Annotated in this window: 15 protein-coding genes; 3 read left to right on the top strand and 12 right to left on the bottom strand. The window is 70.5% G+C overall.

Translation table 11 applies throughout. The features are described from left to right. Nucleotides 1-327: 327 nt before the first annotated feature. The 4 genes from CR157_RS18410 to queC are packed head-to-tail and all read right to left on the bottom strand — an operon-like array spanning nucleotide 328 to nucleotide 2,869. Nucleotides 328-606, bottom strand: coding sequence for a YkgJ family cysteine cluster protein (locus tag CR157_RS18410; protein WP_110284995.1), 279 nt, complete (start codon nucleotides 604-606; stop codon nucleotides 328-330). A gap of 37 nt (nucleotides 607-643) precedes the next feature. After that, entirely contained in the window at nucleotides 644-1,483 is an 840-nt protein-coding gene (locus CR157_RS18405) for a 6-carboxytetrahydropterin synthase (protein ID WP_110284994.1), read from the bottom strand. Further along, nucleotides 1,483-2,127 (bottom strand): 7-carboxy-7-deazaguanine synthase, encoded by a 645-nt coding sequence (gene queE, locus CR157_RS18400; RefSeq protein ID WP_110284993.1) that lies wholly within the window; start codon nucleotides 2,125-2,127, stop codon nucleotides 1,483-1,485. The genes CR157_RS18405 and queE overlap by 1 nt, the downstream gene beginning before the upstream one ends. Next, a complete protein-coding gene (gene queC / locus CR157_RS18395; protein ID WP_110284992.1) occupies nucleotides 2,120-2,869 on the bottom strand; it encodes a 7-cyano-7-deazaguanine synthase QueC in 750 nt (249 codons plus the stop codon). Before queC ends, queE begins: the two co-directional genes overlap by 8 nt. Before the next feature lie 609 nt (nucleotides 2,870-3,478). Here queC and trhP point away from each other — a divergent pair. From trhP to CR157_RS18380, 3 genes are all read left to right on the top strand, one after another. After that, a complete protein-coding gene (gene trhP / locus CR157_RS18390; RefSeq protein ID WP_110284991.1) occupies nucleotides 3,479-4,897 on the top strand; it encodes a prephenate-dependent tRNA uridine(34) hydroxylase TrhP in 1,419 nt (472 codons plus the stop codon). A 91-nt stretch (nucleotides 4,898-4,988) separates the two neighbouring features. After that, nucleotides 4,989-5,399, top strand: a complete 411-nt coding sequence (locus tag CR157_RS18385) for an SRPBCC family protein (protein WP_110284990.1) — start codon at nucleotides 4,989-4,991, stop codon at nucleotides 5,397-5,399. Between the two features lie 183 nt (nucleotides 5,400-5,582). Then, a complete protein-coding gene (locus tag CR157_RS18380) occupies nucleotides 5,583-6,263 on the top strand; it encodes a TVP38/TMEM64 family protein (protein ID WP_110284989.1) in 681 nt (226 codons plus the stop codon). Nucleotides 6,264-6,272: 9 nt separating this feature from the next. Here CR157_RS18380 and CR157_RS18375 read toward each other — a convergent pair whose 3' ends face one another. From CR157_RS18375 to CR157_RS18340, 8 genes are all read right to left on the bottom strand, one after another. Continuing rightward, on the bottom strand, nucleotides 6,273-7,823 hold the full coding sequence (locus tag CR157_RS18375) for a sensor domain-containing diguanylate cyclase (protein WP_110284988.1): 1,551 nt from the start codon (nucleotides 7,821-7,823) through the stop codon (nucleotides 6,273-6,275). A gap of 151 nt (nucleotides 7,824-7,974) precedes the next feature. Beyond that, nucleotides 7,975-8,211 carry a DUF2789 domain-containing protein gene (locus tag CR157_RS18370; protein WP_110284987.1) on the bottom strand — a complete coding sequence of 79 codons (237 nt, stop codon included), beginning with the start codon at nucleotides 8,209-8,211 and terminating at the stop codon, nucleotides 7,975-7,977. A 70-nt stretch (nucleotides 8,212-8,281) separates the two neighbouring features. After that, nucleotides 8,282-9,325, bottom strand: a complete 1,044-nt coding sequence (locus CR157_RS18365) for an asparaginase (RefSeq protein WP_110284986.1) — start codon at nucleotides 9,323-9,325, stop codon at nucleotides 8,282-8,284. A 133-nt stretch (nucleotides 9,326-9,458) separates the two neighbouring features. Beyond that, entirely contained in the window at nucleotides 9,459-10,694 is a 1,236-nt protein-coding gene (locus tag CR157_RS18360) for an MFS transporter (protein ID WP_373681027.1), read from the bottom strand. Then, nucleotides 10,678-11,238 (bottom strand): hypothetical protein, encoded by a 561-nt coding sequence (locus CR157_RS18355; RefSeq protein WP_110284985.1) that lies wholly within the window; start codon nucleotides 11,236-11,238, stop codon nucleotides 10,678-10,680. Before CR157_RS18355 ends, CR157_RS18360 begins: the two co-directional genes overlap by 17 nt. 139 nt (nucleotides 11,239-11,377) lie before the next feature. Then, nucleotides 11,378-12,715 (bottom strand): DEAD/DEAH box helicase, encoded by a 1,338-nt coding sequence (locus CR157_RS18350; protein WP_110284984.1) that lies wholly within the window; start codon nucleotides 12,713-12,715, stop codon nucleotides 11,378-11,380. Between the two features lie 181 nt (nucleotides 12,716-12,896). Further along, complete coding sequence (locus CR157_RS18345; protein WP_110284983.1) at nucleotides 12,897-13,379, bottom strand: helix-hairpin-helix domain-containing protein; 483 nt, start codon at nucleotides 13,377-13,379, stop codon at nucleotides 12,897-12,899. A 65-nt stretch (nucleotides 13,380-13,444) separates the two neighbouring features. Beyond that, nucleotides 13,445-14,047, bottom strand: coding sequence for a PqiC family protein (locus CR157_RS18340; protein WP_110284982.1), 603 nt, complete (start codon nucleotides 14,045-14,047; stop codon nucleotides 13,445-13,447). Nucleotides 14,048-14,059: the final 12 nt, after the last annotated feature.

The following is a 14,059-nucleotide window of genomic DNA, read 5'->3' as shown; positions in this document are numbered from 1 at the left end:
CTTGGCTGGGGTCTGACCCCATAGGGGCAGCCTCGGCGCCTTTTTCGGCGAACAAGCTATCAACGTCGAGAAAAATGTGGGGATTCGGCAGGGTCAGGCCCCCGTGGGGGAATGGCGCCGACCTGGCGGCCGCCGCCTGGGGTGGATGTGCGACGGTCCGGGGCTAGCAGCCTGTCGGACTTAACGCTGATCTACTGCGAAACCCGGGCTTTCGGCCAATTTCATTCGATCTGATTTGTTAAATAGCGCGCTATTCGCCTCATCAGATCGATAAACTTGACTCGAAATCCGTCCTTCTCGCGACGATCGGTCAAATCCGACAGGCTGCTAGGTCGCCAGCTCCAGGGCGGCGATGCGCTCCAGCGCCTGGTCGCGATGCTCGCCGCACAGCTCCCGGTCGAAGGTGAAGCGGGCGCAGACCGCGGGGCGGCGGGGGTCGCCGAACAGCCGGCAGAGGTTGTCGGCATCGAGCTGGACGCAGCGGGCTCCGGCCGGCTTGCCGTCGGGCATGCCGGGAATCGCCGAGCTGATCGAGGGGGCGATGCAGCAGGCGCCGCAGCCGGGGCGGCACTCGCCCTCGGTGCCTCGTGCGCTTGCCCCCTTCATGCCCTCTCCTCCCCGTTCATGGCGGTGCCCGTCCCGGTCATGCCTGGGCGATGGCCCCCTTGTCGATGCCCTCGAAGGCCTGGACCCGGGTGGCGTGCCCGGTCTCGCGGGCGATCTCGGTGGCGAGCCAGGCGGCGATATGCTCCACGGTGGTGGGGGTGTGGAGGATGGCGCAGCGCTCCTGGGGCAGGCGCAGGCAGAAGCTGCCCTGGTCGGAGCGGTAGCGGGTGGTCAGCTGGCCCCGGTACTCCGATTCGCCGCCGTCGACGATATCCTCCTCGCTGACCAGGTAGCGGTCGGCCAGCCAGTCGGCCCAGCGCTGCTCGAGGGCCGGGGCGCGCTTGCCGCCCTGCCAGATGTGCAGCCGCGAGCGGTGCCCGTGGGCAATGCGCTGGCAGTTGCCGGCGTGGCGCCGCAGGCCATGACTGTAGCAGTAGGCGGGGCCGTCGATGGCCTCCTCGCGCAGCGCCAGCCGGATGGCGGTGACCTGGTCGGGGGGGCGGCGCATCAGGTCCTCGGCGAGGCGGTCGCCCAGCCGCTCGAGGGTGATCTCGCTCCACGGCAGCAGGGTGAGGGCCTGGCGCGGGGCGCGGATCTCCATGGGATAGGGCAGGGAGGTGCGCACGCAGAGCCCCTCGCGGCACTCCTGGACCTCCACGCCGGGGGCCCGGGTCGGCACCAGCAGGGTATGGTCCGGCCCGGCGTCGAGCCGCGACTTGATCCACGGCTTGACCTCGCCGAAGTCGAACAGCATGCCGTCCTCGCCGAGCTCGCCGTCGAGTTCGGCGTCCACGTGCCAGCTGGCGGCGGTGAGGCCGCGGCGCGGGCACCAGAGCGATACGTCCAGTTGGGTCAGGCGGTTGACGAAGAGCGTCATCAGTCGATCCCCGCGATCTTGTGGGTCTGCAACGACAGGCGCCACTGGGGGTGAGCCAGGCAGTAGGCCACGGTCTCGGCCATGGGGCTGTCGGTCCGGCCCAGGGGGGCGGTGTCCATCGGTTGCAGGAAGAAGTGGCGAAAGTCGAGCCCGGCGAAACGCTCGGGCGGGGCCTCGACCTGGGGGTGGACCAGCTTGAGCTCGTCGCCCTCGGTCAGCGCCAGCGAGGTGGCGCCCTTGGGGCTGACGCAGAGCCAGTCGATACCGGCCGGGACGGGCAGGGTGCCGTTGGTCTCCACCGCCACCTCGAAGCCCCGTTCGTGCATGGCGCGGATCAGCGCCTCGTCGAGCTGCAGCAGCGGCTCGCCGCCGGTGAACACCACATAGGGCGTGGCCACGCCGTCCTGGTCCGGCCATAGCGCCGCCAGGTGGACGGCCAGGGCCTCGGCATCCGCGAAGCGACCGCCGTGCTGGCCGTCGGTGCCGACGAAGTCGGTATCGCAGAAGCGGCAGGCGGCGCCGGCACGGTCCCGCTCGCGCCCCGACCAGAGGTTGCAGCCGGCGAAGCGGCAGAAGACGCTGGCGCGTCCGGCCCGGGCGCCCTCGCCCTGCAGCGAGTAGAAGGCCTCCTTGACGCTATACATCGGGCGACCCCCCTGGTGGTGTTGCGGCGGCGGCGGGGCGCTGTGAGACATCTGCGGCGGCGTCGGGCCGCTGTGAATAGCCCAGTGGATCCGTGGCACCGTTGGCGGCGAAGGCCGCCAGGCGCTCCCGGCAGCTGCCGCAGCGCCCGCAGGCGAGCGCCTCGCCGCGATAGCAGGTCCAGGTGTCGGCATAGTCGAGCCCCATGGCCAGGCCTTCGGCGAGGATCTCGGCCTTGCTGGCGCGCAGGTAGGGGGCGTGGATCTCGACGGGGGCGAAGTTGGCGATGCCGGCCACGGCCTTCATGGCCTCGACGAACTCGGGGCGGCAGTCGGGGTAGAGCACGTGGTCGCCGCCGTGGGCGCCATAGTCGACGCGGCAGGCGCCGATGTTCACCGCCTTGGCGATGGCCAGCGCAAGCAGGATCATGTTGCGGTTGGGCACCACCGTATCGGCCAGGTTCTCCCGGCCGTAGTCGCCCTCGGGCATCTCGCGGCTGGCGTCGGTGAGCGCCGAGTTGTCGATCAGGCCGTGGATGGCGCGGATGTCGACCACCTGGTGCGGTACGCCGAGTTCGCGGCAGACCTTGGCCGCCACCTGCAGCTCGCGGGCGTGGCGCTGGCCGTAGTCGAAGGAGAGGGCGTGCACCTCGAGGCCTTCGCGCAGGGCGCGGTGGAGGACCGTGAAGGAGTCCATGCCGCCGGAGTAGATCACGACCGTGGCAGGCGTGCTTGAGTGGGTCATATCGGGACTCTTGTCGGAGAATTTGTTGCGCCGCGCTACCGTGAAGCGGCGGCGTTCCGGGGTCCGGTCCGGAGGGCCATCATTCTACTTGACCGGAAAGACAAGTGCACGGGCAGCTCCAGCGAAAGGGGGGGAGGTGCCGGTATCGCTCGGGGCTGATCCGGGGGCCTCCCCAGAAACATTTCAGCATTATCAATGTGTTGGGCATGGGTGGGTGGCAGGCTGCCAGCGCTGCCGGTCCCTATGGGGTCAGACCCCGGCGGCGTCGAATCCGCTCGCAAGACGCACCATGACGGGCTTCGTGACTTGGCTGGGGTCTGACCCATAGGGGCGGTCTCGGCGCCTTTTTCGGCGAACGTGCCGCCATCGCCGGGATATTCGTGGGGATTCGTCAGTGGCTGATCCGTCGGCAGGCCTGTGGGGAGGCGCTGTGGATCCCTCCCTGGACGCTACCTTTGCCAGCCCTGGCAAATGACCTCCTCTTCGGCCTGTCCCCGGCGCCTCTCGCTATAGAGGCGCTTTCCCCTCGGCCCTCGGCGCTCGCGCTGTTATAATATTGCCCCTTATGCCTGCGCCTCCGGCGCCATCGTCCTGACAACGGTGACCCCCATGAAAGCCCCCGAACTGCTCTCCCCTGCGGGAACGTTCAAGAACATGCGCTATGCCTTCGCCTATGGCGCGGACGCCGTCTATGCCGGCCAGCCGCGCTACTCGCTGCGCGTGCGCAACAACGATTTCAAGGTCGACAACCTGCACCGCGGCATCGCCTATGCCCACGAGCGGGGCAAGCGGTTCTACGTGGCGTCGAACATCGCCCCGCACAACAGCAAGTTGAAGACCTACCTGCGCGACATGGAGCCGGTGATCGAGGCCGGCCCCGATGCGCTCATCATGTCCGACCCCGGGCTGATCATGATGATCCGCGAGCGCTGGCCCGAGCAGGTGATCCACCTCTCGGTGCAGTCCAACGTGGTCAACTGGGCGGCGGCGAGGTTCTGGCAGCGGCAGGGCATCAGCCGCATCATCCTGTCACGGGAGCTGTCGCTGGCCGAGATTGCCGAGATCCGCGCCGAGTGCCCCGATCTCGAGATCGAGACCTTCGTCCACGGCGCCCTGTGCATCGCCTATTCGGGCCGCTGCCTGCTCTCCGGCTACTTCAACCACCGCGACCCCAACCAGGGCACCTGCACCAACGCCTGCCGCTGGAAGTACAACACCGTGGCCGCCTCCCACGACGAGACCGGCGACCTGGTGCCGGCCAACTCGGCGCGGGCCCATGCCGCCAGCGGCGTGTGGACGCCCGACCAGGGGCAGGGCGGGTTGATCGCCTCCGGCGGCGGCAGCACGGCTGAGGCCACCACGGCGACGGCCGGCGGCGTGGAGGGGCAGGACGAGCTGTCGGCGCTGATCGAGGACCGGACCCGCCCCGGCGAGCTGATGCCGGTGTTCGAGGACGAGCACGGCACCTACATCATGAACTCCAAGGACCTGCGCGCCGTGCAGCACGTCCCAAGGCTCACCGAGATGGGCGTGACTTCGCTGAAGATCGAGGGGCGCACCAAGTCGCACTACTACGTGGCGCGCACCGCCCAGGTCTATCGTCGTGCCATCGACGACGCCGTGGCCGGCCGGCCCTTCGACATGCGCCTGATGGACGAGCTCGACAACCTGGCCAACCGCGGCTACACGGAAGGTTTCTACCGCCGGCACGTCCACGACGAGTACCAGAACTACGAGCAGGGCAACTCGGTGGGCGTTCACCAGCAGTTCGTCGGCGAGGTGATCGGCTATGACCCGGACCGCGGCGTGCTGGAAGTGGACGTCAAGAACCGTTTCGAGGTCGGCGATGGCATGGAGCTGATGCTGCCGGGCGGCAACCGCCGCTTCGTGCTCGAGCATATCGAGAACCGGCGTGGCGAATCGGTCGGCGCCGCACCGGGCTCCGGCCACAGGGTGCGCATCCCGGTGCCGGGCGAGGCGATCGACCCCGCGCGCGTCGAGTTCGCGCTGCTGATGCGGGACCTGTAGTCCTGGGCGATTGGCCCCGCAGGCGCCCCGGGCGGTAAGCTCCAGGCTGGCATAGATCGCACGACCCCTCCTTCGTTCTCAGGGAAGCCGCATGGCCACCATCGAACACAGCGCGATCCTCAAGGCACCGCCGGAGCGGGTCTTCGCCCTGCTCGAGCGGGTCGAGGACTTCGTCGATTACTCCGACCTGATCCAGGCGATCGAGCCGCTGGGCGACAACCGCTACCGCTGGCACGTGCATGCGGTGGGTCGTGACTGGACCTTCGACGTGGCGATCACCGAGTCGCGGGCCCCGGAGGTGCTGGCCTGGGAGTCGCTGGAAGGGGTGGAGAACCAGGGCTGCTACCGCCTGACGCCGGTCGCCGGGGGCACCGAGGTGGCGCTGACCCTGACCTATGCCTTGCGCAATCGGCTGGTGGAGAAGGCCGTCAACCGGGCGGCGAAGCCCCTGGTGAGCCGGGTGAGCCGGCAGATTCTCGAGCGGGTGGAGGCCCGGTTGTGAGGCGCTTCCCGTGGGGCCGCTATCCTTGTCTGCCGCGGCTGGCCGACGCGCCGTCCGTCGAGGAGGAGGCCTCGCCGCCTCCCGCCGACGGGCTGGAGGCCTGAGACGAGCGTCCGCGCTCCGTGACCCGGCACCGGGGGCGTGGCACCATGGCGACTGCGTCCTGCCGCCGAGAGGGAACCGATGCCCAAGGAGAATTCGCTGAGCCGGCCCTGGTGCTGGGTGGCCATCGGGGCCGGCCTGTTGATGGCGGCTTACCTGTGGGTCTGGCACTCTCCCGACCTCGCCGCCGTTCAGCGCTGGGCCGAGGAGGTGTCTCACCACCCCCTGACGGTGATCGTCGTCATCCTGGTCATGGCGGTGACCCTGGCCATCGGCCTGCCCGGCAGCATCGGCCTGTGGCTGATCGCCCCCTTCTATACGCCGCTTGCGGCGACCCCCATGCTGATCGTCGGCAGCGTGGGCGGTGCCCTGGGCGCCTACTCGCTCGCCACCCGCGTCGGTAAGCGCTTCTCGCCCGGGGCCCTGACCCGCAGGATCATGCGCATGCTGGCAAGGCGCAGCGACTTCCTCACCCAGTGCGCCCTGCGCGTCATGCCGGGCTTCCCCCATTCGGTGGTCAACTATGCCGCCGGCCTGTGTCGCTTGCCGCTTGCCACCTTCATCGCCGCCGCCGTGGTCGGCCTGGGCATCAAGTGGGCGGTCTATGCCAGCGCCATCCACAGCACCCTGGTGGCGGTGGAGCGGGGGGAGGCCCTGGGGGTGGACGTGATGCTGCCGCTGCTGGCGCTGACCCTGCTGCTGCTGATCGGCGCCTGGATGCGGCGCCGCCTCGACCAGGTGCGCAACGGCCTGGCCGACTGAGCGGCGGGCTCAGGGCGGCGGGATGAAGCGGTGGGCGCTGCCGCGGCCGTTGCGCTTGGCCTGGTACATGCCCTGGTCGGCGGCATCGATCAATTCCCGGGCGTTGCGGAAGTCGGCGTCATCCAGGCAGGCGATGCCGATGGAGACCGACACGTGCAAGGACTCGCCGTCGACCCGGGCCACGGGGTGGATGGCGAGCCGTTCCGATAGCCGTGTCGCCATGGCCTCGGCCCCGGTCACCCCCTCGTCGGGGAGGATGACGAGGAATTCCTCGCCCCCGTAACGCGCGGCCAGATCGCCTTCGCGGATCATCTCCTGCAGGTTGGTGGCGAAGTTGGCCAGGACGCGGTCGCCCAGCTGATGGCCGTGCCGGTCGTTGAGTCGCTTGAAGTGGTCCAGGTCGATGAACACCACCGCCAGGTTCTTGCCCTGCGCCCGGGAGCGGTGAAAGCGTTCCTCGAGTTGCTGCTCCAGCCAGGCCCGGTTGGCGAGGCCGGTGAGCGGGTCGAGGCGACTGCTGTGCTCCAGTTCGACGTGTTGCTTGCGGAGTGCCTCGAGTTCGGCCTGCTGGGCATCGAGGCGGGCACCGAGGGCCAGGGATTGCATGAAGAGGTGTCGCTTGGCTTCGGCCAGCAGTTCGTGACCGTCCCGCTGGGGTGGCCGGGTGATCTCCAGCAGCTCGGCCATGCTCGGCAGCTGCGCCTGCAGCTCGTCGAGAATCTCCTCCAGCGAGTCCGCCGGCAGCGCCTCCAGGGCGTCGAGACGCCGGATCAGGCGGGCAAAGGCCCTCCCGGGCGTCTGTGTCAGCCAGCCGTCGGCGATCCGGCCGGAGAGGCGCAGGCAGAGCGTGGCGGGCGAGGCCGCCGCCAGTTCGCCGTGGCTCTCGGCGATGCCGCGGGCCAGGTGTGGCGGTATCCCCCAACTGGTGGCGAGCCAGGCACCCAGGTCGGCGTGGTCACAGCCGTAGCGCTCGCGCTCGGCCTGGCACAGGGCGTCGTGGTCGGCGGCGGCCCGGGTCAGGGCGGCGTAGTCATCGCCGTCGAGGGCCCCGGCGGCGAGGATGCCGATGTCCTGGATCAGGGCGATGGTGAAGAGGGTGCCGGCGCGCTCGGGGCAGAGCCTGGCGGCCAGATGGCGCGCGGCGAGGGCGGCGATGATCGCCCGCTGCCACAGGGCGTCGAGGTCGAGTCCTTCCGCCGTGGCCGGGCGCGCCAGTCCGAAACTCATCACCGCCGCCAGGGTGGCGTCCAGCCCGATGCGCGAGACGGCGTCGCGGCAGGTGCTGGCTTCGCGGCGATGGCGGGCATAGAAGGCACTGTTGGCCAGTGCCAGCAGGCGCAGGGTGAGGGCGGGATCTTCCTCGATGGCCGCGGCGTAGTCGAACAGGCTGGCGTCGGGGCGCCGCGCCACCATCAGTACCTTGGCGACGGCGGCGGGCAGTGAGGGCAGGGTGTGGCAGTCGGCGAGTCGTGCCAGCAGCGGGGCCGGCAGTGGGGGGAGTGCATGGGGATCGAGGGGCTCCCGACCGGCTTCACACGCTGCTGTGTCGACAGGCGTCATCCGTTGTTCCCTGCGTGATCGGTGGTGGGGCCGCCGCTGGAGCGAACCCGCACAGCGTCAAAGTGCGAGTGGACATGGCGTCCTGTCTGTACACGTTTTTTTACATTGACCGGCACGGGGGGTCAAGGCAGCCGGGGGCGGGTTCGAGGAGTCAACGCTTGCGCAGGGAGGTGTTCAGGTGGTCGACCACCTCGGCCCAGTCGGCATCCTCTTCGATGGCTTCGCGCAGGAACTCGGCCTGGCCTTCGTTCCAGCAGGGGGCATCGGGCAGGGGGATCTCCTCGGGGATCGGGCCGTTGCGCTCGATGAAACGCTTGATCGCTGCCGGGTCCGAGGCGAGGCCCAGCTGCTCGAACAGTTCGGTGAAGGGGTGATCGGGATGTTCCATGGCGGCGCTCCTGGCGGGGACGGCATCACTTCCACCATAGCCATTTCCACCGTGCCCTGCCTGGCCGGTGTCAACGCTCGCCTACCAGCGGGGTGAGAAAGCGCCGGCGCCGTTCGGCGTCGTCCAGCGGCTGGGCCAGCAGGTGGACCAGCTTGGCCAGCGCCGCCTCCGGGGTCATCGACTCGCCGGAGAGGACGCCGGCATCGGCCAGCCCCTGGCCGGCGGCGTAGTGGCCGATGGCGATGCTGCCGCGAGGGCACTGGCTGATGGCGGCCAGCAGCTTGCCTTCGCCGCTGGCCCGGGCCAGCGCGCCGAGCAGTGCCGGGTCGTCCGGCACGTTGCCGCCGCCCCAGGTCTCGAGCAGGACGCCCCGCAGGCGGTCGTCGTCGAGCCAGGCGGCGACCTGGCGGGCGGTGATGCCCGGCCACAGCACCAGGCGGGCCACGCCACCCACCGCCAGGGGGGCGTAGTCGGGCAGCTCGAAGCGGGGCGCCCCGCGCTGCTGGACCTCCAGGCCGCGGCCGGGGTAGAGCACCGCATCGTCGTCGACGCGCTCGCCGAGCGGTGGGTAGTTGGGGCTCTCGAAGGCGTCCGGGGCACTGGTATGCCACTTGCGGGTGCTGACGCCGCGCAGCAGCTTGCCGGCGAAGGCGACCGCCACCTCCTGCAGGGCGGGAGTGGCGGCGAAGCGCAGTGCCGTCTCCACATTGGCCAGGGCGTCGCTGTTCTCGGCTTCCAGCGGGCGCATGGCGCCGGTCACCACCAGCGGTCGATCGAGCCCCTGCAGCTGGAAGGCCAGGCTCGAGGCGGTCCAGGCCAGGGTGTCGGTGCCGTGGAGCACCACGATGCCGGCGTGGTCGCGGTAGCGGGCGGCGACTTCCCGAGCCAGACGCTGCCAGTCGAGGGGCGTGGCGGTGCTGGAGTCGATGGGCACCGGCGATTCGGCGAGGGTGAAGGCGGGCAGCGTGGCACGGCGGGCAGGGGGCAGGGTGTCCAGCGCACGGCGCAGGCGCGCCTCGAAGTCGCCGCCCGGGGCCAGGCCGCGGGGGGTCTCCACCATGCCCAGGGTGCCGCCGGTGTAGAGTACCAGCAGGGGAAGGTCGGCCGCCGTCATCGTCGCTCCTGTCGGGTGAGTGTGGCACGCATGATATCACCCCTCACTCGCGCACTCTCGCCCCTGTGGCAGCCACGCTTTGCGGGGCGATTCGCCGCGAAGCGGCGCCGGCGGTTGTCTGCGGAGTTGGTGGTTACCGCCGAGTCACCAGTTGCCCGTGCTCGTCGATCTCCAGGCGGCGATTGCGCCCGGCCAGGCAGGCGATGCCGGCGGCGAAGGCCGTCACCAGCAGCAGCACCAGGGTCATGACGGGCAGGCCGACGTCGAACTGCAGCATCACGCCGACGCCCAGGGGGCCGAGGGCCGCCAGGGTGTAGCCGCCGCCCTGGGCGAGGCCGGAGAGCTTGCCGGCCAGCCGCGAGTTGCCGGTACGCAGCACGATCAGCGTCAGCGCCAGGCTGAAGCTGCCGCCCTGGCCGAGACCCAGCAGCACCACCCCGGCCCAGCGCCAGCCGACCGGCCCCAGCAGCAGCAGCCACAGGCCCGTCGCCACGCAGCCGAGCACCAGCAGCAGGGCCGGGCGTTGGTCCCGGCCCAGCCGGGCCAGCCAGGGGGCGCCCAGGGCGGCGACCAGCTGCACCATCACCGAGGCCCCCATCATCCAGCCGGCCTCGGCCTCGCCGTAGCCGCGGGCCACCAGCAGGGTCGGCAGCCAGCCGAAGACGATATAGGCCAGTGACGACTGGGAGCCCATCAGCAGCATCACCTGCCAGGCCAGCGGTTGTCCCAGCAGGTCGCGGGTCGAGCCGGCGGCTGCCGGTAACGTCATCCCGACCCGGCGACGCGGCATCAGCGCCAGCCAGGCCACCAGGGCCAGGGCAGCCAGCGCCGACCAGCTGGCCAGGCCGGCATGCCAGCCACCCAGGGCGTTCGCCAGGGGGATGCTGAGGCCGGCGCCGAGTGCCCCGCCGAGGCAGAGTGCCATGGTATAGACGCCGGTCATCAGGTCGGCGCCGGCGGGCAGCTCGCGCTTGACCAGCGCCGGCAGCAGGGTGCCGGCCACGCCGATGGCCGCTCCCACCAGCAGGGTGCCGGTGAACAGCAGCGAGGCGGAGGGGGCGCCGCGGACCAGCAGGCCGGCGGCCAGCAGCAGCAGAGCGCCGGCGAGGGTGCGTTCGGCCCCCAGGCGTTTCGACAGCCAGGGCGCCAGGGGAGCGAAGAGGCCGAGGCAGAGCACGGGCAGGGTGGTCAGGGCGCCGATGGCGAACGGCGACAGGCCGGTATCCTGCTGGATGCGGTTGAGCAGCGGCGCCAGCGACGAGAGGGCGGGGCGCAGATTGAGCCCCACCAGCACCATCAGCATGACGAAGACCACCAGCGTCCGACGCTGGTCGGTCACGGTGGGGTATCGCTCAGTGGTCGTCGTCACTTCGCCACTCCCGTGCCTGGCGTGGCGATCGCCGCGTGCCCGTGTCGGGCTCGCCCGGCTTGGGGGCGATCCGCGGGTCGTCCTCCAGGGCGTCGGCGGGGCGGAAGTCGACCGCCTTGGCGAGCCGGGGGGCCTCCCGATCGACCCGCTGGCGGATGCCCGAGACATCCTCGCTGCTGACCAGGCCGGTGGTGCCGCCATAGGGGCTGGCCTGGGCGATCAGGTGTCCCTCATGGGGCCAGCAGCGCTGGGGCACCTTGGCCACCCGCCAGTCCCGCCCCTGCCAGCGGGCATGCCCGTCCGGCTGCAGCCGGAGTGACTCGAGAGGCACCAGGGCCGCGAACAGCCGGGCATTGAGCACCACGCCGCTGCCGGCCATGGCCACCGCCCCCTGGAAGGTCCCGACGGCCAGCGCTGCCAGTACCTCCCTGCGTTTCCGCGGGGTTACCAGGGTGGCCCGACCACAGAGGTGAAGGAGATCGCGATCGATCTGCTTGATCGCCCAGACCTCGACGGGTGCCTTGCCCAGCAGTCGCTTGAGCATGGGCGCGTCACCCCTGTCGGCGGCCGGCCTTGCCGCCGGCGTGGCGGTGAAGGCGTGAATCCATGGTCACTCCTGATGCTTTCCCGGTATGATGGTGGGTTAAATTCGCATATTGCGATACAGCTCGCCAGTGCTCGGATCAGGCCTGGCGGGAGCCCTGGCCGCGACTGCGACGCCGCCGCGGGGCGTGTGCCTCGTCGCCGCTGCGGTTGCCGTCGTTGCGCTGGCCACCCCCGCGTGCGGCATTGCCGCCGTTGCCTCGACGCGCCTGGTCGGTGGAGCGGCCGTTGCGCCCGCCGCGACCGCCACGCCCGTTCTCGATGGGCTCCGGCTTGGCGTTGGGGTCGGGCTCGAAGCCCGGCTCGATGCGCTTCACCAGGTCGCGCTTGATCAGCCGCTCGATACCGCGGAGCAACCCGTGCTCGTCGACGCAGACCAGCGAGACCGCCTGGCCCTCGCTGCCGGCCCGGCCGGTGCGGCCGATGCGATGGACATAGTCCTCGGCGACATTGGGCAGCTCGAAGTTGACCACATGGGGCAGTTCGCTGATGTCGAGGCCGCGGGCGGCGATATCGGTGGCCACCAGCACCTGCAGGTCGCCGGTCTTGAAGGCCGCCAGCGCCTTGGTGCGGGCCGACTGGCTCTTGTTGCCGTGGATCGCCATGGCCGGGATGTCCTGCTTGGACAGCTGTTCGGCCAGGCGGTTTGCACCGTGCTTGGTGCGGGTGAAGACCAGCACCTGGTGCCAGCGGTGCTCGGTGATCAGGTGGGCGAGCAGGTCGCGCTTCTTCTCGCGGTCGACGCGATAGATGGCCTGGTCGACGAGTTCGGCGGTGGTGTTGCGCCGCGCCACCTCGATCATCGCCGGCTTGTCGAGCAGCTTGCCGGCGAGTTGCTGGATCTCGTCGGAGAAGGTCGCCGAGAACAGCAGGTTCTGGCGCTTGGCGGGCAGCGCGCGCAGCACCTTCTTGATGTCGTGGATGAAGCCCATGTCGAGCATGCGGTCGGCTTCGTCGAGCACCAGGATCTCGACCTTCGAGAGATCCACGTGCTTCTGCTGGTGCAGGTCGAGCAGTCGGCCGGGGGTGGCGATCAGGACATCGAGGCCGGGGCGGATGGCATCGACCTGGGGTTGCTGGCCGACGCCGCCGAAGATCACGTGGGAGCGCATCTTCAGGTGGCGGCCGTAGTCGGCCACGCTCTCGCCGACCTGGGCGGCGAGTTCGCGGGTCGGGGTCAGCACCAGGGCGCGGACCTGGCGGGCGCCGGGGCGTGCCCCGCCGCCGGCCAGCCGCTGCAGCAGCGGCAGGGTGAAGCCGGCGGTCTTGCCGGTGCCGGTCTGGGCACTGGCCAGCAGGTCGCCACCCGCCAGCACGGCGGGAATCGCCTGGCGCTGGATCGGGGTGGGAACGGTATAGCCCTGATCTTCGACAGCGCGAAGCAGTTCGGCACGCAGGCCGAGTTCGGAAAATGTCATGCGGTCTCCGCAGAGACGCCCCGGTCGCGCCACGCACGCGAAGCGGCGTGGCCAGTCCCGGGCCGGGGCGTGTAAAAGGAATCTGGCGCGGCAGGAGGGACCAGCGATCGCCGCGTGGACGCATTATGCCAGAGCCCTGGGCGGAATGCAGCTTTCGTCTGCCGTGCGCTTCTCCGGTTACTCAAAGGTTGGCCTTGATGCGCGCCAGGATGGCGCTACCCAGGCCCTCGACCTCGTCGAGCGCCGCGGGGTCCAGGGCGCGCAGCTGCTCGAGGTTGCTGATGCCGTGGACGAACAGCCGGCGGGCGGTGGCCGTGCCGATGCCCTCCAGGGCGGTGAGCCCCCGGGCGTGGCGGTCGATGAAGGCGGTGCGCGCCTTCTCGTCCAGGCCGTCGCAGGCCCCCTGGTGATAGAGCTCACAGGCCAGGCGGTCGACGCTGCCCCGGACATCGTCGAGCATCGGCAGGTCGACGAAGTCGTGCTGGCTGGCGAGATCGTCGATGCGCGCCAGCGCCGCGACGGCGCGGTCGAGCTCGGCGAGCGCCGTGGGCGGGTTCTCGGTGGCAAGCACGGTCAGCAGCGCCTCGCGGGCCTGCCGCGCCAGGGCCTGGAGCTCGAGGGCGACGGTGTGGCGAGAGGATGGCTCCCGAACGGTCTCGTGCATGGTGACATCCCTGTGGGCGGTTGGGTCGCAGGTGTCTTCCCAGCATAGTGCATGGCGCCGGGAGGTCAGTGCTGACGGCGTACCGCGGCGGCAATCTGGTCGGCGACCTCGTCCCAGCTGCGGCCGAGGGCGCGGACCAGGGCCGGGTAGCCGTCGGCGTCGAGCTCGGTTTCGGCGTGGAAGCCGTCCATGGCGAGCAGGCGGCCGTCGGCGTCGCGCAGCTGCCACTGGCCGCCGGCCACCGCCAGGCCGTCATGGCGGCCCTGGAAGCGGTCGACCTCGAGGCGCAGGCGGATCGCGTCAACCCCGCGGTCGCTGCCATCGTCGCGCAGCACCCGGGTGCCCGGCAGGCGTGCGGCCAGCCGGGCCCGCAGCCCGCGCTCGAGCTGGCGGCCCAGGGCCTCGGCCCACAGGTGCTCCCGGGCCTGGTTGAGGGTGATGTCGTCGAGCTGCAGCACGATGCCCTCCACGTCCAGGTAGTGGGCGAGTCGTGGCGGTCGCACCAGCAGCAGATGCTCGGCCGTGGCATCGACCGGGGCCGTGGCCACGCTGCCCTCGGGGAGGGTGTAGCGGGTCGAGGGCGAGCTGGCGCTGGCACAACCACCGAGCGAGAGGAGCGCGACGGCGGCGATCAACCAGGCTCCGGTGGTCTTGGGTCCGGGTCTCATGGGCATCCTTCC

The organism is Halomonas sp. LBP4, assembly GCF_003202205.1.
Taxonomy (GTDB): domain Bacteria; phylum Pseudomonadota; class Gammaproteobacteria; order Pseudomonadales; family Halomonadaceae; genus Halomonas; species Halomonas flagellata.
The sequence above is the reverse complement of the archived record's forward strand: the minus strand, read 5'-3'. Positions and strand labels throughout refer to the sequence as shown.

What these genes read in the sequence shown, in the direction of transcription:
- CR157_RS18365 (WP_110284986.1), bottom strand. Translation starts at nt 9,325, where the DNA reads ATGACGGCGGCCGACCTTCCCCTGCTGGTACTCTACACCGGCGGCACC.
- CR157_RS18355 (WP_110284985.1), bottom strand. Translation starts at nt 11,238, where the DNA reads ATGCTCAAGCGACTGCTGGGCAAGGCACCCGTCGAGGTCTGGGCGATC.
- CR157_RS18375 (WP_110284988.1), bottom strand. Translation starts at nt 7,823, where the DNA reads ATGACGCCTGTCGACACAGCAGCGTGTGAAGCCGGTCGGGAGCCCCTC.
- queC (WP_110284992.1), bottom strand. Translation starts at nt 2,869, where the DNA reads ATGACCCACTCAAGCACGCCTGCCACGGTCGTGATCTACTCCGGCGGC.
- CR157_RS18410 (WP_110284995.1), bottom strand. Translation starts at nt 606, where the DNA reads ATGAAGGGGGCAAGCGCACGAGGCACCGAGGGCGAGTGCCGCCCCGGC.
- queE (WP_110284993.1), bottom strand. Translation starts at nt 2,127, where the DNA reads ATGTATAGCGTCAAGGAGGCCTTCTACTCGCTGCAGGGCGAGGGCGCC.
- CR157_RS18370 (WP_110284987.1), bottom strand. Translation starts at nt 8,211, where the DNA reads ATGGAACATCCCGATCACCCCTTCACCGAACTGTTCGAGCAGCTGGGC.
- CR157_RS18405 (WP_110284994.1), bottom strand. Translation starts at nt 1,483, where the DNA reads ATGACGCTCTTCGTCAACCGCCTGACCCAACTGGACGTATCGCTCTGG.
- trhP (WP_110284991.1), top strand. Translation starts at nt 3,479, where the DNA reads ATGAAAGCCCCCGAACTGCTCTCCCCTGCGGGAACGTTCAAGAACATG.
- CR157_RS18350 (WP_110284984.1), bottom strand. Translation starts at nt 12,715, where the DNA reads ATGACATTTTCCGAACTCGGCCTGCGTGCCGAACTGCTTCGCGCTGTC.
- CR157_RS18345 (WP_110284983.1), bottom strand. Translation starts at nt 13,379, where the DNA reads ATGCACGAGACCGTTCGGGAGCCATCCTCTCGCCACACCGTCGCCCTC.
- CR157_RS18380 (WP_110284989.1), top strand. Translation starts at nt 5,583, where the DNA reads ATGCCCAAGGAGAATTCGCTGAGCCGGCCCTGGTGCTGGGTGGCCATC.
- CR157_RS18385 (WP_110284990.1), top strand. Translation starts at nt 4,989, where the DNA reads ATGGCCACCATCGAACACAGCGCGATCCTCAAGGCACCGCCGGAGCGG.
- CR157_RS18340 (WP_110284982.1), bottom strand. Translation starts at nt 14,047, where the DNA reads ATGAGACCCGGACCCAAGACCACCGGAGCCTGGTTGATCGCCGCCGTC.